Below are 20,373 nucleotides of genomic sequence, written 5' to 3'. Positions count from 1 at the left end.
ATGCCAAGACGGCAGCCAAGTACAGAAACTCCTGATCTGTTTACCCAAGCCCTTGCACACCAAAGTGCAGGGCGTTGGGACTTGGCCCGGGCTTCCTACGAAGCCGTGTTGGCAGAGGCACCGCAGGACACCAATGCCCTGAACAACTTGGGCGTGCTGCTCAATAGCAGCGGCCACTACCCCGAGGCGTTGGAGCGCTTCGACCAGCAAGTGGCGCTGGCGCCACAAGATCCTCGTGCACATGCCAATCGCGGTGTGGCCCTCAAAGCCCTGGCACGCTCGGACGACGCCATTGCCGCGTACGAAGCCGCCCTCGCCTGCGACAAGCAGTTTCACACGGCCCACAACAACCTGGGCAACCTGTTTTATGGCCAAGGCGACTTTGCACGCGCCTTGCCTCACTTTGAAACTGCCGCCGCACTGCAGCCCCTGGCTGACGAGTACCGCTTCATGCTGGCCAAATGCCTCCTGGAGCTAAAACGCATGGAGCGCGCAGAAGCTGAACTGCGACTGGTGCTGCGCCACAACCCGACAGATGCCGATGCGTGGGGCACGTTGGCCCGCTTGTGGACGGAGCGGCACTGCATGCCGGAGGCCCTGCAGTGTTTCGAGCGAGGTTTGGAGGCGAGGCCGGACTACGCAGGGCTGATCTACAACCGCGGTCTGGCCCGGCTGCTGGCTGGCGACCTGGCCGGTGGCTTTGCCGACTACGAGCGGCGCTTTGACGTCCCGGACTTCCCTTCCAAGCGCCTCAAGACCACCAAACCCCTGTGGAATGGCCAGCCCCTGCCCACCCAGACGCTGCTGGTCCACGCCGAGCAGGGGCTGGGCGACACCCTGCAGTTTTTACGCTATATCGACCTCTTGGCCTCACGCTGCCTGCGCGTGCTGCTATTAATTCAGGAGTCTTTGACGCCGCTGGTGGTGTTGCCGCCCAATGTAGAGCTGGTGCATGAAGGCTCCCGCCCGCCCGCCTACGACTGGGTTTGCCCGCTGCTGAGCGTGCCGCATTTGTTGGGCCTGTCCCAGAACGCCCCACCCACCCTGCCCTACCTGCGCATGGAGCCCGCGCGCAGCGCCGCCTGGGCGCCCCGCTTTGCCGCCCCCGGTTTGCGGGTGGGCCTGGTATGGGCGGGCAATCCGGCCCACAAGAACGATGCCAACCGCTCGCTGGCACTTGACGCTCTGGCGCCCGTGCTGGCACTCGAAGGCGCAACCTTCTATTCCTTCCAGGTCGGCGCACGCAGCGCTGATCTGGCACAGCTGCCACCCGAGCTGCAATCCAAGGTGGTGGATCTGTCAGCCGATTTGCATGACTTTGGCGACACGGCCGCCGCCCTGCAGCATCTGGATGTACTGGTGTGTGTAGACACCTCGATCTGCCATGTCGCCGGTGCCCTGGGGCTGCCGGTGTGGCTGTTGATCCCTTGGATGCCCGACTGGCGCTGGCTGCTGGAGCGGGAAGATTCCCCCTGGTACCCCAGTGTGCGCATCCTGCGCCAGCCGCGCTACCGCGATTGGGGCAGTGTGGTGAGCACCCTGACCAAAGACCTCAAGGATTTGGCCAGCCCGCAGTCAGCCGGTGGCAAACGGCGTGCTGCACAGGCGCATGAGTCTGTGGAGCAGGGCCGTGTGCTGCTGGAGCGCAATGAACCCGCGCTTGCCTCGCCTGCGTTCTGGCGCGCCTTGCGCGAGTGCCCCACCCACGCCCGCGCGGCCAGTGCCTTGGCCATCGTTGCGTTTCGCACCGGCCACACCCAGGCCGCCGTCATGCTCGGTCAGCGTGCATGCCGACAAGCACCCCTCGACCCCGAAGCTTGGTCCAATTGCGGGGCTTATTACAAAGCCGTGGGGGATGTGGCCGGCGCCCTGCAGTGTTTCGAGCGAGGTTTGGAGGCGAGGCCGGACTACGCAGGGCTGATCTACAACCGCGGTCTGGCCCGGCTGCTGGCTGGCGACCTGGCCGGTGGCTTTGCCGACTACGAGCGGCGCTTTGACGTCCCGGACTTCCCTTCCAAGCGCCTCAAGACCACCAAACCCCTGTGGAATGGCCAGCCCCTGCCCACCCAGACGCTGCTGGTCCACGCCGAGCAGGGGCTGGGCGACACCCTGCAGTTTTTACGCTATATCGACCTCTTGGCCTCACGCTGCCTGCGCGTGCTGCTATTAATTCAGGAGTCTTTGACGCCGCTGGTGGTGTTGCCGCCCAATGTAGAGCTGGTGCATGAAGGCTCCCGCCCGCCCGCCTACGACTGGGTTTGCCCGCTGCTGAGCGTGCCGCATTTGTTGGGCCTGTCCCAGAACGCCCCACCCACCCTGCCCTACCTGCGCATGGAGCCCGCGCGCAGCGCCGCCTGGGCGCCCCGCTTTGCCGCCCCCGGTTTGCGGGTGGGCCTGGTATGGGCGGGCAATCCGGCCCACAAGAACGATGCCAACCGCTCGCTGGCACTTGACGCTCTGGCGCCCGTGCTGGCACTCGAAGGCGCAACCTTCTATTCCTTCCAGGTCGGCGCACGCAGCGCTGATCTGGCACAGCTGCCACCCGAGCTGCAATCCAAGGTGGTGGATCTGTCAGCCGATTTGCATGACTTTGGCGACACGGCCGCCGCCCTGCAGCATCTGGATGTACTGGTGTGTGTAGACACCTCGATCTGCCATGTCGCCGGTGCCCTGGGGCTGCCGGTGTGGCTGTTGATCCCTTGGATGCCCGACTGGCGCTGGCTGCTGGAGCGGGAAGATTCCCCCTGGTACCCCAGTGTGCGCATCCTGCGCCAGCCGCGCTACCGCGATTGGGGCAGTGTGGTGAGCACCCTGACCAAAGACCTCAAGGATTTGGCCAGCCCGCAGTCAGCCGGTGGCAAACGGCGTGCTGCACAGGCGCATGAGTCTGTGGAGCAGGGCCGTGTGCTGCTGGAGCGCAATGAACCCGCGCTTGCCTCGCCTGCGTTCTGGCGCGCCTTGCGCGAGTGCCCCACCCACGCCCGCGCGGCCAGTGCCTTGGCCATCGTTGCGTTTCGCACCGGCCACACCCAGGCCGCCGTCATGCTCGGTCAGCGTGCATGCCGACAAGCACCCCTCGACCCCGAAGCTTGGTCCAATTGCGGGGCCTTCATGAAATCGGCCGGCATGCTACAGGAGGCTTTGCACTACCAACGCACCGCTGTGAAAGTGGCGCCAACCAATGCCCAGGCACAGTCCAATCTGGGCAATACGTTGGGGGCCTTGGGACTTTGGGATGAGGCGCTCAAGGCAGCCCAGGCTGCCGTATCCATGACCGGAGACTCCCCTGAGTACCAGTACAACCTGGGCATTGCCCTCAAGGAAAACGCGCAGTTTGTGCTGGCGCAGCAAGCTTTTCGCAAAGCACAAAGCGCGCCCCAAGGTCACATCAAGGCGGCCTTGCACGCGTCCCTGCTGGAGTTGCTGACTGGCGACTTCAAGGCGGGCTGGCCGCACTATGAAAGCCGCTGGCAGCAACCCGATGCCAAGGAAAAACGTTCGTTCACCCAGCCCCTCTGGACTGGCCAAAATCTGCAAGGCAAAAGCATCCTGCTGCATGCCGAGCAGGGCTTTGGTGACACCCTGCAATTCCTGCGGTTTGTCCCCCTGCTCGCACAGCGCGGTGCCCATGTGATCTTGGTGGTGCAGGCCGAGGTACACAGCATTGCTGCGCGGGTACAGGGCCTGGGCCAGATCGTGCGCAGCGGCGCTGAACTCCCCCCCTTTGATTACCAGTGTCCGCTGCTGAGCCTGCCGGTCGGCTTCGGCACCACCGTAGACACCATTCCGGCACAAGTTCCGTACCTGCAGGCAGACCCTGCCCAGGTGGCGCACTGGCAGCAGCGCCTGGGCCCCAAGGGCAAATACCGCGTCGCCTTGGTCTGGGCCGGGCGCCCTACCCACGGCAATGACGTCAACCGATCTTTGCGACTGGCACAGCTCCAAGGCCTCATGCAACTGGACCAGGTGGAATACATTTCGGTGCAAAAAGGGGATGCGGCCACACAACTCTCAGCGTTGCCCGCTGGCAGCAAAGTTACCAACCTCAGCCCCGAAATCCACAGTTTTGAAGACACTGCCGCCATCCTGACGCTGGTCGACGAGCTTGTGACGGTCGACACCTCCGTAGCGCATCTGGCGGGTGGACTGGGCATCAAAGTACGTGTACTTTTGCCCCTTATTCCGGATTGGCGCTGGTTGCTTTCTCGTACAGACTCACCGTGGTATCCCAGTGCACAGCTGTACCGCCAAACCCAGCGAAGCGACTGGAGTGCACCCCTCAAAAACCTGCTGAAATCGGTGCGCAGCGAGGCCACCCGTGCCAGCAAGTTGCGTCGCCGTCCCTCGCCCTGAAGAAAGTGCCGCATGGCCTACCTCTCATTCACCCGCAACTTCGAAGACGTGATGATCAACCGGGCCCTGAGCCAGGTTCCCCAGGGGTTCTTCATCGATGTGGGGGCTTACCAGCCGATGGCGGACAGCAATACCTTCTGCCTCTACCAGCGCGGCTGGCGCGGCATGGTGGTAGAGCCGCAAACCCGTTTCCACCGGCTCTGGGAAACACAGCGCCCCGAAGACATTCTGGTGCGTGGCGCCGTGGGCAACAGCACCGGTGAGGTCACGTTCTACGAAATTGCTGAGCGGGAACAAAATGCGACCACATCCGAAGCGATTGCTGCCATGCATGCCCGTGAGGGCAAGCCGGTGCAGAAGCACACGGTGCAGCAATACACCTTGACGGACCTGTTGCTGCAGCACCGCCCGAACGGAGAAATCCACCTGCTCAGCGTGGACGTGGAAGGCGCAGAACTTGCCGTGCTGCAAGGACTGGATCGCACACGATTCCGGCCCTGGTTGATCGTGCTGGAGAGCACCCTGCCCAACCGCCCCCAAACCAATTTTGACGAGTGGGAGCCTGAACTGCTGCGCACTGGCTACGACTTTGTCTACTTTGATGCGGTGAACCGGTTTTATGTCGCCCAGGAGCATGCCGAGCTCAAGCAGTACTTTCAACACCCCCCGTGCGTGTGGGACAACTTTGTCGACTACCGCCTGGTGCAGGCGCAGCAGACAGCCGCCAAAGCGCAGGCAGAGCTGGCACAACTCAAGGCAACGCTGCGCAAGCTGTCTGAATAAGGGACCGGGGCGCCCCGGCCCCTAGGCCAGTTTCTTCACCACAAATTCGATCGCGCTCTCGCCCACCGGGGTGGTGGTTTGGTCCAGACGCTTACCCAGCGCTGCCAGCAGGCTGTAACGGAACGTCGCATCCAGCAACTCGATTTTCTTGACCTGGATGTCGGCACGGGTGTTGGCCAGCAAGGTCGTCACATTGATACTCTTGGGCGACCACGAAGACTTTTTGTGGATCGCAAAGGTGTGTTTGTGGTCACTGTTAAACGTGGACGGGAAGACACCTTGTTCGTACAGGTCTTCGTCGGGCACCAGGCAAACCAAATGGCCGCCGGGCTTTAAAACACGCAACCAGTTATCCAGCGCCACGTCTACATTGCGCATGTGCTCCAAACAGTGGGAGGAGTGCACAAAGTCGAAGGAGTTGTCTGCCACGGTGGCCAGCAACTCCGCGTCTCCATCAGGCATGTCCCATGCACGGCAAGAGCGCATCAAGGGGAAAAACTCCGCGTACTGCCCCAGCGCGTCAGGCCCGGCCCCGATGTCAATGCCTTGGCCCACAAAGTATCGTGTGGCGTACCGCGAGTCTGCCAGGCGGTGAAAAATGGATTTGCTGGTTTCGTACATGATCTAGGTCTCCTGTGATCGGGTGAGCAGGCCCAAGGCCTGGTGAATTTGGGCCAGCACGGGCGCCCACTGGCCCGTGTCAGGCTGGCGGAACAAACGCATACGGGGATACCACGGGGAGTCGTCACGACCGACGACCCATCGCCAATCCGGACTGAAGGGCAATAACAGCCAGACCGGCTTGCCCATGGCCGCAGCCAAATGTGCCACCGAGGTATCGACCGAGACCACCAGGTCCATGGATGCAATCAACGCGGCTGTGTCTGAAAAACTGTGCAACTCACTATCCCACACAGCCACATCACTGCACGTGGACAAGGTTTGTACGTCGGCCGGCCGAAACTCTTTTTGCAGGCAATGGTACCGATGCTCCGGCCTGAATACGCACCGAAACTCCGCCAAAGGTATGGAGCGGTTATGGTCATTTTTGTGCTCCGGCCGGCCGGACCACACCACACCGACGCGCAACACAGAGGCGGTGCCAACTTTGGCCGCCCATGTGTGTGCCAATGCGGCATCAGCCTGCAAATAGGCCTGCGCCTGTGGCATTTTTTCCAGGGTCAGTCCCAAGGCCAACGGCACGCTGAGCAAAGGGCAATGCAGATCAAAGGCCGGCAAAGTTTGCCCCCGAGCAATCAAACCATGCACCCCTGGCAATGGGGCCAGCAACGCAAGCAGCGGCGCCTGAACCTCCAGCAAAACCCGCGCACCACGGGCGGCCAGTACCTGCGTAAAACGGCAGAACTGCAGGGTGTCCCCCAAGCCTTGCTCGGCATGCAACAAGATGGTTTTCCCCTGGAGTGACTCGCCGCGCCATTGGGCTTGGGCAAAGGTGCGGACACCATCCTTGAGTTGGTCGGTTTTCCAGCGCCACTCGTAGTGCTGCCAGCCTGGCCCCCAGTTCCCCGTCACCAAATGGCATATCGCCAGATTCAGGTGGGCACCGCTGTTGTCCGGATCCAGGGCCAAAGCCCGCTCATTCATGGCCACGGCAGCCGGCACGCGCATCATGTCCTTGAGCAGGGTGGCGTAATTCACGATGGCATCGACAAACCCCGCGTCCAGCGTGATGGCACGTTCGTAACTCGCCGCGGCGTCATCCATGCGGCCCAGCCGCTTCAGGACCACCCCGCGGTTCGACCAGGCCTGCGCGTACTGTGGATGGAGCTGCAGAGCGCGCTCGTAGCTTTGCAAGGCTTCTGGCACGCGCTCCATTTCCCGCAAAGTATTGCCGCGGTCCATATACGCCACCGCGTAATCTGGCTTCTGCGCCAAGGCGGCGTCAAACGCAGCGAGACTATCTGTCCAACGCTTCACATCACCAAAGGCCAAGCCCAGGCCGTGCCAGGCTTGGGCATAGTGGGGCTGGCACTGCAGGGCCTGCTGGTAAGACGCAATGGCCTCATCCCCTTGGCCCATATCGCGCAGGGCATTGCCCCGGTTGGCCCAGGCCTGGGCAAAGTCCGGTTTGAGCTGCAGGGCTTTGTCATAGGCCGCCAGTGCCTCCGCATGCCGATGAAGGGCCCGCAAAACCAGCCCCAGGTTGGAGTGCACTGACGGGTCTTGCGGCGTGTATTGCGCTGCGGATTGCAAGGCAGGCAAGGCAGCGCCGTGTTGTTTGAGTTGCAACAGGCACACACCGCGCATATGCAGTGCCTCCCCCCAGCCGGGGTGCGCCTGCACTAGCTTGGTGAACGCTTGTTCAGCCTGTGACACCTGTCCTTGCGTGTACAGCGACCAGGCTGCAGCAAAGGAATCCGTGGCCACCTGGGTCATGACTCAGGGTGCGCTGCTTTCGGCAGAACCCAGCAGTTCGTCGATGTAAGAAACCACCGCCTCGGGTGCGATGCCAGCCTTGTTGTAGAGGCGCAGACGCTGAAAAATATGATCGTAACGGGCTTGTGCCAAGTCGCGTTGTGCCTGGAACACCTTGCGCACGGCCTCCAGCACGTCGACGTTGGTACGCAGGCCAGAGGCTTGCCCGCGCCGGGTTCCCTCCAAAGCGATCTGGCTGGACTCCAGCACATCTTGGTACGCCAGGAGTCGAGCCCCCCCGGAGGACACCGCCAGAAACAAGCGCCCCACCTCCAGTTCGGCAGCGCGCTGCTCAGCCTCCAGCTCGGCCTCGGCCCGGGATTGCTCCGCCACGGCCTGGGTCACCGCGGCCTTCACGGCCCCGCCACTGTAGATGGGGATATTGAGCTGAACGCCCAGACTTCCCTGGTTGACGGACTGGTTCAGGCTGCTGACCGACTCGTTACGGCTGCTGGAGGCACTCGCCACCAGGTCTAGCCGCGGCATATGTCCAGCGTTGCTGCGCGACACCCCCGCCACAGCCGCATCCACGGCGAACTTGCGTGCCACCACATCGGGGTTGTTGTTCAAGGCCATGTCCTGCCACGTCTGCAAGGCGTTGGGAACCAGGGGCGGCGGCGAGAAACCAGCGGGCAAGCGGGTGATGACGTCCTGCGGCTGGCCCGTCAGAGAGTTCAGCGCATTACGCGCGTTGTTCATCTGGTCGCGGGAATCTGCCCATTGCGACAGCACCAGGCTCAGGTTGGCGCGGGCCTCGGCCACCTCGGTCCTGGTACCCTCGCCCTGCTCAAACCGGCGCCGCATCAGGTTGCGCTGCTCGACCACTGCGTGAACCTGGGCATGGATGGACAGGAATGCATCTTCCGCCAACATGCGCTGGAGATAGGCCAGCGCCAGCCGGTCCACCAACTCCGCTTTGCGGCCGGCAAATGCGGCTTCCGCAGACCCTACTTGTGCGTTGGCCTGCCGGTAGCGGGCCGACGCCTCCAGGTTGATCAAGGGAGCTCGCAAGTTGATGCTTTGGGATGGCGCACGGTAATCCAGGTCACTGGACACAGTGCCACCACCCGCCACATCGGTGTTTCGGGTACCTTGCACAGCGGTTTCGGACAGACTTGCCGACACGCTCGGCAGCAAAGAACTCAAGGCCAGTGGAGATGCCTGCTGCGCCGAGGTCAACGCATATTTGGCAGCCTGGTAGCGCGCGTCATTTTGCAAGGCGGCCAGATACGCCCGTTCAAAGTCACCCGCCCAAGCGACGCCATACAAACTGGCGTTGGCAAAAAAAACGAGCCCCAGCACCAACACTCTGCGGTGCACAAGCGGCCATTGCTTCATGGCTCTATCAACGCGCGATTCATGCGGTCCAACAGGGGCTTGAGCAGATAACTCATGAAAGTGCGCTCTCCAGTCTTGATAAATACCTCGGCAGGCATGCCCGCCCGGATCTCCTGGTGCTGCAGCTGCGTCATGCCTTGGGGGGTGACCTCAACCACCACCTTGAAGTAATTGGTATTCTGCCTTGAATCGGCCAGCGCATCGGCAGACACCTGGACCACGCGCCCCTCAATATGCGGAGTGCTGGCCTGATTCAGGGCACTAAACAACACATGCACTGGCAAGCCCGGTCGAACCTTGTCCACCATGTGCACGGGCAACTGGGCTTCCACCCGCAAAGGATCGTCTTTGGGTACCAACTCCATGAGCGGAGTGCCGGCACTCACCACTCCACCCACCGTATGCACAGAGGCCCCCATCACGGTCCCGGTGGCCGGTGCACGAACCTCGGTGTTCGCCAGGTCAAACTCCAGTCCTCGCATGCGGCTCTCCAGCCCGGACGTCTCTCGCTGAATATCCGAGAGCTGGGACTCAATGTCCTTGCGAAACTCCTGTTGCCGGGTGGCAATGCGAGCCCGCACTTCGACAATCGCCTGCCGGGTCCGCCCCACACTGCTGGAGTCCTCCGCCACGCCCCCCTGTATCCCCGCAAACAAGCGTTCCTGCTCGGACACCCGGTTGCGCGGGAAAAATCCCTCATCGGCCAGCGTACGCTGGTTGCGCAACTCCTCACGCAACATGCGACTTTGGGTTTCTTTGGCCTGGCGGGCAGCCTCATGCCCTTGGGCCTGGTACTCCAGCCCCCGCAAAGTAGCTTCCAGACTCTGCATTTCATTGTTGCGGGTTTGCCTTCGGGATTCAAGCAATCGGGACTGCAACTCCATCACCTCGGCCACACGCGCATCGTTTCCGAGCTCCAGCAACTCGGGAGGGAAGTCCACTGCCGCCAAGCCTTGGTTTTCGGCACTCAAGCGTGCCTGCGTGGCCATAGCGACCAACCATTGGCCACGCGCAATGTCCAGCAGGGCGCGGCTCTGCGTGCTGTCCAACCGCAACAACACCTGGCCTGCGACGACCTGGTCACCGTCCCGCGCCAAAATGGCGGCCACTTTGCCACCGGATACCGGCTGCACCAGCTTGCGGCTGCCGCTCACCACCACCGACCCACTGGATGTGACCGCGGCATCCAGCGGCGCCAGCGTGGCCCACGCCATAAAACCGCCCAAGCCCAACACCAGCAGCCACCAACCCCAACGACGGGGGCGTGCGTCATTCAGGTCCACCACGGGGGCGGAACCAAAGGGCGTGTTGTCCAGCACGGCGCTCATGTCAGTCGTTGAACTTCAGGTTAAAAGGCGGCAAACCACCGGCGGGGGCAGGTGGCGGTTTGTCAACCAACACAGGAGGCGTAACCCCTTTGGGAGGGCCAGGCGGTGGCGTGCTGGGCGGCAACTCCGCAGCCCTGGCGTTGACAGCAGCCAATACGTCTTCTCTGGGACCAAACGCCGCAACCACACCATCCCGCAACACCATCAATTTATTGGCTACGGTCAATGCGGAGGGGCGGTGTGTAATTAATACGGAGGTTTTCCCCCGGCTGGACAGGTCCCGAATGGCATCCGCCAAGGCTTTCTCGCCCGCATCGTCCAGATTGGAGTTGGGTTCGTCCAGCACCACCAGCACCGGATCCCCATACAAGGCCCGCGCGAGCGCAATGCGCTGCTTCTGCCCCCCCGACAACGAAGCCCCGCCCGGCCCCAGAGGGGTGTCATACCCTTGGGGAAGGCGCAGTATCTGCTCATGGAACCCCACCCGCTGTGCGGCCAGCACCACCCACTCCGGGTTGACATCGCCAAACCGGGCAATGTTCTCCGCCACCGTGCCGTCAAACAACTCAATGTCTTGCGGCAAATAACCGATGTGTGGCCCCAGGTCTTGCTTGCTCCAGCGAAACAGGTCTGCACCGTCCAAGCGCACTGTGCCGGCCAGCGCAGGCCACACCCCCACCAGCAAGCGCGCCAACGTGGACTTCCCTGCTCCGCTTGCCCCAATGACCGCCACCGAGTCACCCGCCTGCAAAGTGAAGCTGACTTGCTTGATGATGGCCTGGCGAGACCCCGGGGCGGCAGTGGCAACCCCCTCAAACGCGACCTGTCCCGTTGGTGCAGGCAGGGGCATGGCCGTTGCGCGTGCGGGAAAGCTGCCCAACAACTCGCGCAAACGCAGGTAGGCGGAACGGGCGGTCGCCAACGTTGCCCAGTGGGCCACGACCGACTCCGCTGGCGCCAGCGCCCGGCTCGTCAGCAAGGACACTGCGATCATCATGCCCGGGGTCAAACGCCCCTCCAGCACCAACAACGCGCCCAAACCCAAGGCCAAAGATTGCATGGACACGCGGACAAATTTGGAGGCGTTGCCCATCACCGCGGCCCGGTCACTGGCTTTGGCTTGCAGGGCAATTTCCTGCTGGTGGCTATTGCGCCAGCGACGCTGGATGTTGCCCAGCATGCCCATGGCCTCTATCACCTCGGCGTTCTGCAAATGGCTGCTGAGCTCGCGCTGCCCCTGCATGCTGAACTTCTGGGCTTCTGCCAAGCTGCCTTTGGCCAGTTTTTCATTGAGCAAAGTCAGCGCCACCAACACCAACGCCCCCACAAGCGTAAAAACCGCCACCTCCGACGAAAACAAGGCAATGACCACCAAATAGACAGGCGCCCATGGTGCATCGAACACCGCAATCAGCCCAGGGCCCGTCAAGGTCTGCCGCAGGGTTGCCAGGTCCGCCAGTGGCTGCGACGTGCTGTTGCCAGGCTGGCGCAGCACCCGCTCAAAGGTTGCGCCCAATACCCGCAGGCCCAACACATCATCCAGGCGTGCCCCCACACGGATCAGGACCCAGGAACGGATCGTTTCCAACGCCCCCATAAACAGGTAGGCCCCAAGGATCAAAACCGTCAGGACTACCAGCGTCGTCTCGTTGCGGCTGCTGAGCACCCGGTCGTAGACCTGCATCATGTAGAGCGAAGGCGCCAACATCATGAGGTTGAGGAAACCGCTGAAGATCGCAACCGTGACGAACGCCGCCCGCAACTGGCGCAAAGCCAGCTTCAGTTCATCAGGGGGTAACGAGGGCGGGGCAACCATGTGCAGGGTGTAGAGATAGAGCCGTATCGGCCACCATCTTACGGACGCCCCTGCGTGCAGAGCCTCCGAACAACACCCCAAAAACCCCGGTTATGCCGCTTTGAATACGGCTTTGCATGCCTGCGCGGTCAGTGCAAAAAGGCGGGCTGACCTTCCAGCTTGTGCTCAAAGTGTGTCAACCAGGGCTCTGCCAAATAGCGAATCTGCGCGTCGTTGTGCAAGATGCGTCGCATGATTTTGGACTTCTCTGCCCGGGAATGCACGTCCAGCTCTTCGGAGCGGGCACGCTCCCGCAACTGCTCGATCAGGACCGCACAGGCCCCCTCAAAGCGCATCACGCCATCCCAGTCTTCCGCCTTGGCGGCTTCCAGCATCTTGGCACTGCTGTCTTCAATGGCTTTGTAGTAATCAATCAACATCAAAGGCATGTGGCGTACTCCCTACTCACACTGGCCGCAGATAGGCGGGTGTTTTCCCCTGGATCTGTTTCCATCCATTGGCCACGGGCTCAATCAAGGCTGCGACTTCATCCAGACCGGCCTCGTCGTTGCGCGCATTGGCCATCACCAGGCGGTTCACGCAGTAGTCGTACAAGGCATTCAGATTGGCCGCAATTTCGCCACCCCGCTCCAAATCCAGAGGGGCTTTCAAGCCTTCCTCCAAGATGCGCACGGCAGCGCCAATTTGCTTGCATTTCTGAGGCACGTCTTTGGCCTGCAAAGCCAACTTGGCGGCGGCAATATGACGCTGGAGCGCTTCGAACAGCAGCGTCACGAGCTGGTGGGGGTCAGCCATTTCCACACTCGCCTCTACGCTGGCCCGTTTGTAGGCGGCTGCGGTGCGGCTTTGAACAGAGGTAAACATGGTGCAGATCCTTAGTTTCTTGTACTTAGTATCGGCAGTCTGTGGACCAACTGAAGACCTTCTCTCAGATCATTGCGCTATGCAGACGCGCCACTCAGCTGGTGGACTTGTTCCAAGTGGCCACCTGCTGGCTCACGTAGGCATCCAGCGCGGACAGACTGGCCATCTTGGCATCCAGTGCGCTGTATTGCTTGCGCAGGCGGGCTTCAAAGCTAGCGGCCCGGTTGGTGACACGGGTTTGCTCCTCGATATTGCGCTTCAGGACACCCTCCAGTGCTTCACCCTTGTTCTTGGCCGCGCCACCAGTGGCCAGCACGCCCTGGGCCAGCTCCTTGAACTTCAATGCAAAACCGTTGGTCTGGGCGTTCTTGTTGTCGGTGATGAAGAGTTTCTGCAACTCAGTCCCGTTGTTGGCAGCTGCCGCCAGTTTGGTGGTGTTCATGGACAATGTTCCATCCAATTCACGCGTCAGCCCTACGTCGGCCAAGCGCTGGTAGGCACTGCCAGCACTCACAGAGCTCGCCATGCTGCGCAAGACGCTTTGCATACCCACAATAGTGGAATCCCCCTGAAACAACGAAGCCGTCTTGGTGGCATCGTCGTATTTGGTAATGTCCGCCAGGGTTTGGGCCAGCGCGTTGTACGCTGTCACAAAGTTTTGAACATTCTTGACGGCCAGCGTCACGTCCTCACTCACGGTCATGGTCGCAGGTGCCAGCACTTCGCCGGGCAGCCCATAGTTGGTCGTGGTCGTGGCCAACAGGTTGATGGTGACCCCGGGAATATTGCCCGTAAGGGTGTTGCTCTTGGAGGTCACTGCCAGTCCATTGATTCGCGCCTTGGCGTCTGTGCCGTACTGAACAGCACCGGCCGAAGCACCAGCCATGCCAAAAGCGCCCGACTCCGGGTCAAAAGACAAGCGGGACAGACCCGCATCGTCATTGGTGACCGTGTCAGCGTCCACGGTGGTCTGCACACGAAAGCCGGAAGCCTCCCCGGTTTCCTTGGATCGCAACAGCAATCGGTCCTGCGTACCATCGTTGAAGGCCGTGGCCACCACACCCGAGTTGGTGGCATTGATCTTTGCGGCAATGGTGGCCACAGTGTCCGAGGCAGTGACATCAATGCTCACATCCGCACTGGAGGCGGATGGCGTGAAATCAGCCGGGCCCGTCGTCCACTTGCCCAGGCGCAGCACCAAGGTACCCGCGCCCACAGCCGAACCGGCAGTGATAGGGGCAGATGCGACAGACTGCGACTTGGCCAACTGGTCCACGTCCAGCGTGAACGAAGTTGCCGCTGCGGTGGAGGTAACGGTGATCGCCGCAGCATTGGTATTGGACGACGAGCCGTTGCGGGCCGCCCAGGCGCTGGCTGTTGACATGGCCGCAGCGGCATCCGCCAAGGCTGAAAACTGGGATTTGATTTGGCCGAAAGCCGAAATCTGCTGCTGAATAAACGTGGCCTTGGTTTCCAGCGCCTTGAGAGGCTGCTTCTCCAGGGCCACCAATTTGGTCACGATGGCCTCAGAGTCCAGGCCACTGCCGATGCCGAGGGATGAAATGGTAGCCATAGGAACCCCTTGTTCTGTCTGTAGCCTTGGATTTTGCGTCTTCTACACCACCCCAAAGCCCGGAAAAAGGCCAATTTCCAGAACCAAAGCGGCGACAGGCCCAAGCCCGTCGCCGCTCCCAAGCTTCGCAGTATGACCCGCGAAGCCTTGTGTGACCAGTCTTAACGCAACAGGGCCAGCACACCCTGGGGCAACTGGTTGGCCTGCGCCACCATGGCGGTACCAGCCTGCTGCAGGATCTGGGCGCGGGACAGGTTGGCCGTTTCCACCGCGAAGTCCGCATCCTGCACCCGTGAACGCGATGCGCTCAAGTTTTCAGAAGTGGTATTCAGACTGGCGATGGTGGTCTCAAAGCGCGACTGCAGAGCACCAAACTTGGCGCGCTGGCTGGCCACCGCACCGATGGCAGCATCCACTGTGGACAAGGTGCGCGTTGCGGACTCCACGGTCGACACGTCCAGCGTGCTTACAGCTTGCAGTTGACTGGCAGAAGTGGCACCGGTGAAATAACCAATACCAGCCGCTTGCGCTGCGTTGGCAATACCAAACGACTTGTCGGAGTCCAGTGTCACAGCACCCTTGACAACCGCATCGCCGCCTGCAGCAGCCATCGCGACTGCGCCTGCGGTCACGACTGCCGTCGCAGAATTGTTTTCCAGGATGATGTCATTGCCACTGGCATTGGTCAGTGTCAAGCCTGTACCGGCGGCATTGAGCTTGGCCGTCACGCCAGTTTGAGAGGTCTTCTCGTTGAAGGCTTGGACAGCAGAGGCCAATCCATCCGCATTCAATGCGGCGCCAGTGCTGAACGACACCGCGACAGCAGTACCGTTGTCAGAGGTCACATTAATCGAGAAGGAACCTGCAGTGCTCAGCGCCGTAAGATCGATCTCGGTACGTGCTGTAGCAGTCACGCCGGTAATGCCCGATTGCGCATTGAACAGGGAGGCCACCGTCTTGGCACTGGCACCTGCGGCGTAGGTCACGGTCGTCGTACCAGAGGCACCGTTCACAGTAACAGTATCCCCAGCAATGGTGTCTGTCGCAGTTGCAGTGGATGCGTTGGCACCAGCGGTGGAGCCAACCACCAAATCACCTGCGGCGCCAGCAGAAGCGGCCACCACAGAGCCGATACGGTTGTTGCCGTACTTTTCTGTAGTGAAATTCGCTGTGGTGGCGGTGATGGTTTGGTGGGCATTGGCGCCGACCTGGAAGGTGGCGCTGGCAAAGCTGCCGTCCAACAGGTTCTGGCCGTTGAACTGCGTGGTTTGTGCAATGCGGTTCAGTTCGGATGTCAGCTGCGAGACTTCCTGGTTCAAAGCAGAGCGGTCGCTGGCGCTGTTGGTCGCGTTGGCAGACTGCACAGCCAGTTCGCGGATACGTTGCAGGATGGTACCGGCACCACCCAATGCACCTTCAGCGGTTTGCGCCAAAGAGATGCCGTCGTTGGCGTTGCGAGCTGCTTGCGTCAGACCGCGGATTTGGGAAGTGAAACGCTCGGAGATGCTCAGGCCGGCGGCGTCGTCCTTGGCACTGTTGATGCGCAAGCCAGAGGACAGGCGTGTGATCGAAGTGCTCAAAGAAGACTGGCTGGCTGTCAAGTTGCGCTGGGCTGTCAACGAGTTGATGTTGGTATTGATGGTGGCTGCCATTTTGATAACTCCTAGTAAAAACTCACGTACTCCGGCGAAATGCCGATCTCAACGTCAGCATTGCTGCTGACCGCCATGACCGGTGCGCCGACCTTGACGCCTTCCGGACGACGAGCCCGCTATGAGCCCGTTGCAATTGTTTTCGGGTGGTACGTGGAAAACTTTAGGGCGTTTGCAAAATGCACGCGCAATATCACAGCGATCCGACCCCAGAAAACACAAAAGCAGGGGATTCGTACCGCAATCCATAGATATAAGGGTTTACCCCTATTAAGAATTGCCATCCACTGGCAATTTGGGCCGTTTTTTCCGCGCTTATCTGCCAAATAGCCCAGACGGGCATCTCCAGAATTCACCCATCGTTACTGATTGTCTGCAGGTCAGCAGGCTTTGCAATCGGCGGCGACGCTGATTTCATATCTTTTTAGGAGTTACGCAATGGCCTCAACCATCAACACCAATATTCAGTCGCTGAATGCGCAGCGGAACTTGGCGACCTCGCAAAGTTCCTTGAGCACGTCCATGCAGCGCTTGTCTTCGGGCCTGCGTATCAACAGCGCCAAAGACGACGCCGCTGGCCTGGCCATTGCAGAGCGCATGACATCCCAGGTACGCGGCCTGAACCAGGCTGCCCGCAATGCCAATGACGGTATTTCTTTGGCCCAGGTGGCTGAAGGCGCACTGGGCAGCGCATCCGCCACACTGCAACGTATCCGCGAACTGGCGGTGCAGTCTGCCAACGCGACCAACAGCGCCAGCGACCGCGCCGCGCTGAACGCCGAAGTCGGCCAGCTCACCGCCGAACTGGACCGCATTGCCAAGACCGCGCAGTTCAACGGCCAGAACATCCTGGACGGCAGCTTCACCTCAGCCACCTTCCAGGTCGGCGCCAACGCCAACCAGACCATCATCGCCACCACTGGCAACTTCAGTACCAACAAGTACGGCAACCACCGCATCGGCTCGCAAGTCGCGGCCACGGCTGGCGGCCCCGGCGACCTGGTGACCGGTTCGACAGCAGGAACCCGCACCTCCCAAGCTACCCCCGCGGCAGACATCAGCGCCACCAGCCCCATCGCGGCAGATGCCACGTTCCGCATTGACGGGTCATCCGGCTCAGCCACGATTGGCATTACGGCTGGCCAAACGGCAAAAAGCTTGGCAGCGGCCATCAATGCACAGTCGGGAACCACCGGCGTGACCGCAACGGCACGTACCGACATTGACTTGAGCAGCTTTACTGCCAATACGAGCTACTCGCTCACCATGCGCTCCAACAACACAGTGGCGACCACCGTGGCATTCACCGTGGGCACACTGGATGGAGATGGCCTATCCGCCGCTGTCTCCGCGTTCAACGACAAGAGCTCCACCACAGGGGTGACCGCCAAACTCAACGCTGCGGGCACTGGAATTTCCTTGACGAATGCAGCCGGCGAAGACATCGTCATTGAGGTCCCAGCGGCTTCGACGGCACTCGCTGTGGGTGGAGTCACCATACCCAATGCCCCCAACAATGCAGCCTTCGTGACCGGCACTTTGACTCTGGACTCTGACAAGTCGTTCGGCATGGTCAATGCAGCAGTCAACGACCCGGTGGGCCCACCTCCCGTCACCGACTTCTTTTTGGCGGCGACCAGCGCCAGCCAGCTGCAAACCGTAGACACCTTGGATGTCGCCACCGTCGAGTCGGCCACCCGTACCCTGAGCACGGTCGATGCCGCGATCCAGGTCATTGCTGGCCAACGGGCCAAATTTGGTGCCTTGCAGTCTCGCTTTGAAAACACCATTGCCAGCCTGCAGACCATGGCTGAGAACCTGAGTGCCTCGCGCTCGCGGATTCAGGACGCTGACTTTGCCTTGGAAACCGCCAACCTGTCACGCACCCAGATCCTGCAACAGGCCGGCACTGCCATGGTGGCGCAGGCCAACCAGCTCCCGCAAGGCGTGCTCGCCCTGCTGCGCCAGTAAGCACGCACGTCGGTACCGCGCTGCCAACACGCATTTGCGTGAGGCGTGAGCATCACTGCCGTCGAATCGTTGGCGTTGCCTCTTCAGTTTCGGCACGCGCTGCCGATAAGTCATCTGTTACTGCAAATCTCTGCACCCGGCGATGCGCCAGGGCGCGGTGCTATTTTGCGCAAGCTCAGTCAGTGCCTCCACGCATGTAGGAATTCGCCCTACAGGCGATGTTTGCGTTTCTGACATGCGGATTAGCGGTTTTCCAATTCAAGTTTTTGCGCCTGCCAACCAGAATTCGCTCCATGGTGATTCACATGAATTGCCCCCAAACAGGAGTCGAACATGAGCAAGGAACAACTACTCGCCGAGATCCGGGAAGCCAATATGACTTACCTGATGCTGGCCCAAAACCTGATCCGCCAGGACAAGGCTGAAGCACTGTTCCGCCTGGGCATGTCCGAAGAGGCAGCAGAGATGATCAGCGCCTTGTCTCCTGCCCAGATCATGCGCATTGCATCCACCAACATGCTGCTGTGCCGCTTCCGGGTGGACGATGACATGGTCTGGAACCTGTTGACCAACCACTCGGCCACCAAAGTGGACAACGACGCCACCACCAAGCTGCACGCCAGCATCCTGATGGCCGGCCGTTTTGCCGAAGCCGTCTGATCCCACGCAGCACAGGAGCACACCATGGCCACCCAAAAAAGTGTTTTGAACGACTCTAAGCAAGTGGAGCGCGCTGTCTCCTTGATCCAGCTGGGTGCCCGGCTGCAGGTGCTGGAAAGTGAAACCGACCTGTCTTACGAGCGCCTGCTGCGTCTCTACAAGGAAGTGGCGGGCCGCTCGCCCAGCAAGGGGCAGTTGCCCTTCTCCACCGAATGGTTCCTGACCTGGCAGCCCAACATCCATGCCTCGTTGTTCCAGAACACCTATGAGTACCTCACCAAGGTCAGCGCCATGGAGGACATCGACGCCATCATGGCCGCCTATCGGCTGTACACGGAGCAAATTGCTGCCTGCGGCGTCGAGCCCCTGTTGTCCATCACCCGCGCCTGGCGCTTGGTCAAATTCATCGACAACAACATGCTCTCCATGACCAAGTGCTCCAAGTGTGGCGGTCACTTTGTGTCTGAGGCCTACGAAAATTCCCGCCACTTCGAGTGCGGCCTGTGCGCGCCCCCAGCCCGTGCCGGCAAAGGATCGGCGGCGGGTGGAATTTTGCTTCACTAAACGCTATCATTTTCATAGCTATTCGCGCAATATCCACGGAGGCCACAGGCCGATTTGGCAATAAATTCAAGCCAGGCGAGCTTGCGACGATATGATAGAGACGGGCCGAAAAGGCCCGCTTCTTCCACCCTTGAGGCTCCCAGCCTCCCTGTCACAATGCGCCTATGTTTGTAATCGTTGGTTGGCTTGTCTGTTTGGGCTGCGTGTTCGGCGTGTTCATCATCCACGGCGGAAATATCAGCGTGATTCTGAAGGCCCTGCCCTGGGAAATGCTGACCATCGGGGGAGCGACGGTGGGCGCCTTTCTGGCCAACAACCAGATGAAGGTCATCAAGAAGACCCTGGCCGGCCTGGGCGCCTGCTTCAAGGGCAGCAAGTACACCAAGGCGCGCTACATGGAATTGATGGCGCTGATGTTTGACATCCTCCAGAAAGCCCGCAAGGAAGGGCTGATGGCGATTGAGAAAGACGTCGAAGAGCCCGAGCAATCCGAGATTTTCAAGAAGTACACCACCGTCGGCTCCGACCACCATGTGGTGGAGTTCATCACCGACTACCTGCGCATGATGGTGTCTGGCAACCTCAATGCCCACGAGATTGAATCGCTGATGGACAGCGAAATCGAAACCCACCACCACGAAGAACACGCGGCGGTGGCGGCCATCCAGCGCGTTGCGGGTGGCTTGCCTGCCTTCGGTATTGTGGCCGCCGTGTTGGGTGTGGTGAACACCATGGGCTCGGTGGGGCAGCCCCCCGCCGTGCTGGGCGGCATGATTGGTTCGGCGCTGGTGGGAACGTTCCTGGGCATTTTGCTGGCGTATGCGTTTGCAGAACCCCTGGCCGGCCTGCTGGAGCAAAAAGTCGAAGAAGGCAGCAAAGAGTTTCAGTGCATCAAGACCACGCTGCTGGCCAGCATGCAAGGCTACAACCCCTCCACCGCCATCGAATTCGGCCGCAAAGTGCTTTACTCCACCGAGCGCCCCACCTTCTCCGAGCTGGAAGCCTATGTCAAAAAGAAGTAAGCGCAGGAGCGCC

15 protein-coding genes are annotated in these 20,373 nt (G+C 61.0%); 6 read left to right on the top strand and 9 right to left on the bottom strand.

Annotation, left to right across the window (positions count from 1 at the left end; all coding sequences use genetic code 11):
- Positions 1-4,353 (top strand): tetratricopeptide repeat protein, encoded by a 4,353-nt coding sequence (locus AC3WS7_RS10040; protein ID WP_492656248.1) that lies wholly within the window; start codon positions 1-3, stop codon positions 4,351-4,353.
- Positions 4,354-4,365: 12 nt separating this feature from the next.
- Positions 4,366-5,136, top strand: a complete 771-nt coding sequence (locus AC3WS7_RS10035; RefSeq protein ID WP_296472011.1) for an FkbM family methyltransferase — start codon at positions 4,366-4,368, stop codon at positions 5,134-5,136.
- 21 nt (positions 5,137-5,157) lie between these two features.
- On the opposite strand, the gene AC3WS7_RS10030 is transcribed toward AC3WS7_RS10035, so the two are convergent.
- From AC3WS7_RS10030 to AC3WS7_RS09990, 9 genes are all read right to left on the bottom strand, one after another.
- Positions 5,158-5,757, bottom strand: a complete 600-nt coding sequence (locus tag AC3WS7_RS10030; protein WP_296472009.1) for a methyltransferase domain-containing protein — start codon at positions 5,755-5,757, stop codon at positions 5,158-5,160.
- Positions 5,758-5,760: 3 nt separating this feature from the next.
- A complete protein-coding gene (locus tag AC3WS7_RS10025; RefSeq protein WP_296472007.1) occupies positions 5,761-7,533 on the bottom strand; it encodes a tetratricopeptide repeat-containing glycosyltransferase family protein in 1,773 nt (590 codons plus the stop codon).
- Positions 7,534-7,536: 3 nt separating this feature from the next.
- On the bottom strand, positions 7,537-8,910 hold the full coding sequence (locus AC3WS7_RS10020) for a TolC family outer membrane protein (protein ID WP_492656247.1): 1,374 nt from the start codon (positions 8,908-8,910) through the stop codon (positions 7,537-7,539).
- Positions 8,907-10,238 (bottom strand): HlyD family type I secretion periplasmic adaptor subunit, encoded by a 1,332-nt coding sequence (locus tag AC3WS7_RS10015; protein ID WP_296472003.1) that lies wholly within the window; start codon positions 10,236-10,238, stop codon positions 8,907-8,909. Before AC3WS7_RS10015 ends, AC3WS7_RS10020 begins: the two co-directional genes overlap by 4 nt.
- A 1-nt stretch (position 10,239) precedes the next feature.
- Positions 10,240-12,054, bottom strand: a complete 1,815-nt coding sequence (locus tag AC3WS7_RS10010; protein WP_492656246.1) for a type I secretion system permease/ATPase — start codon at positions 12,052-12,054, stop codon at positions 10,240-10,242.
- Positions 12,055-12,182: 128 nt separating this feature from the next.
- Positions 12,183-12,482: a flagellar protein FliT gene (locus tag AC3WS7_RS10005; RefSeq protein ID WP_296471999.1), complete on the bottom strand. Its 300-nt coding sequence runs from the start codon at positions 12,480-12,482 to the stop codon at positions 12,183-12,185.
- Positions 12,483-12,498: 16 nt separating this feature from the next.
- Positions 12,499-12,918, bottom strand: coding sequence for a flagellar export chaperone FliS (fliS, locus tag AC3WS7_RS10000; protein WP_296471998.1), 420 nt, complete (start codon positions 12,916-12,918; stop codon positions 12,499-12,501).
- A 94-nt stretch (positions 12,919-13,012) separates the two neighbouring features.
- Positions 13,013-14,491, bottom strand: a complete 1,479-nt coding sequence (gene fliD, locus AC3WS7_RS09995; RefSeq protein WP_492656245.1) for a flagellar filament capping protein FliD — start codon at positions 14,489-14,491, stop codon at positions 13,013-13,015.
- A 161-nt stretch (positions 14,492-14,652) separates the two neighbouring features.
- Positions 14,653-16,143, bottom strand: a complete 1,491-nt coding sequence (locus tag AC3WS7_RS09990; protein WP_296471995.1) for a flagellin N-terminal helical domain-containing protein — start codon at positions 16,141-16,143, stop codon at positions 14,653-14,655.
- Between the two features lie 438 nt (positions 16,144-16,581).
- Between AC3WS7_RS09990 and AC3WS7_RS09985 the strand changes: the two genes are divergently transcribed.
- The 4 genes from AC3WS7_RS09985 (at position 16,582) to motA (ending at position 20,360) form a co-directional block, all read left to right on the top strand.
- The gene (locus AC3WS7_RS09985) at positions 16,582-18,114 is read left to right on the top strand and encodes a flagellin N-terminal helical domain-containing protein (protein WP_492656244.1); all 1,533 of its coding nucleotides are present in this window, start codon (positions 16,582-16,584) and stop codon (positions 18,112-18,114) included.
- A gap of 333 nt (positions 18,115-18,447) precedes the next feature.
- Positions 18,448-18,774: a flagellar transcriptional regulator FlhD gene (gene flhD, locus AC3WS7_RS09980; RefSeq protein ID WP_296471991.1), complete on the top strand. Its 327-nt coding sequence runs from the start codon at positions 18,448-18,450 to the stop codon at positions 18,772-18,774.
- A 24-nt stretch (positions 18,775-18,798) separates the two neighbouring features.
- Positions 18,799-19,338 (top strand): flagellar transcriptional regulator FlhC, encoded by a 540-nt coding sequence (gene flhC, locus AC3WS7_RS09975; protein ID WP_296471989.1) that lies wholly within the window; start codon positions 18,799-18,801, stop codon positions 19,336-19,338.
- Positions 19,339-19,502: 164 nt separating this feature from the next.
- The gene (gene motA / locus AC3WS7_RS09970; RefSeq protein ID WP_296471987.1) at positions 19,503-20,360 is read left to right on the top strand and encodes a flagellar motor stator protein MotA; all 858 of its coding nucleotides are present in this window, start codon (positions 19,503-19,505) and stop codon (positions 20,358-20,360) included.
- Positions 20,361-20,373: the final 13 nt, after the last annotated feature.

This window comes from Rhodoferax sp. EU05-FHT12H12 (assembly GCF_058791215.1).
This window is presented reverse-complemented; position numbering and strand designations above follow the sequence as displayed.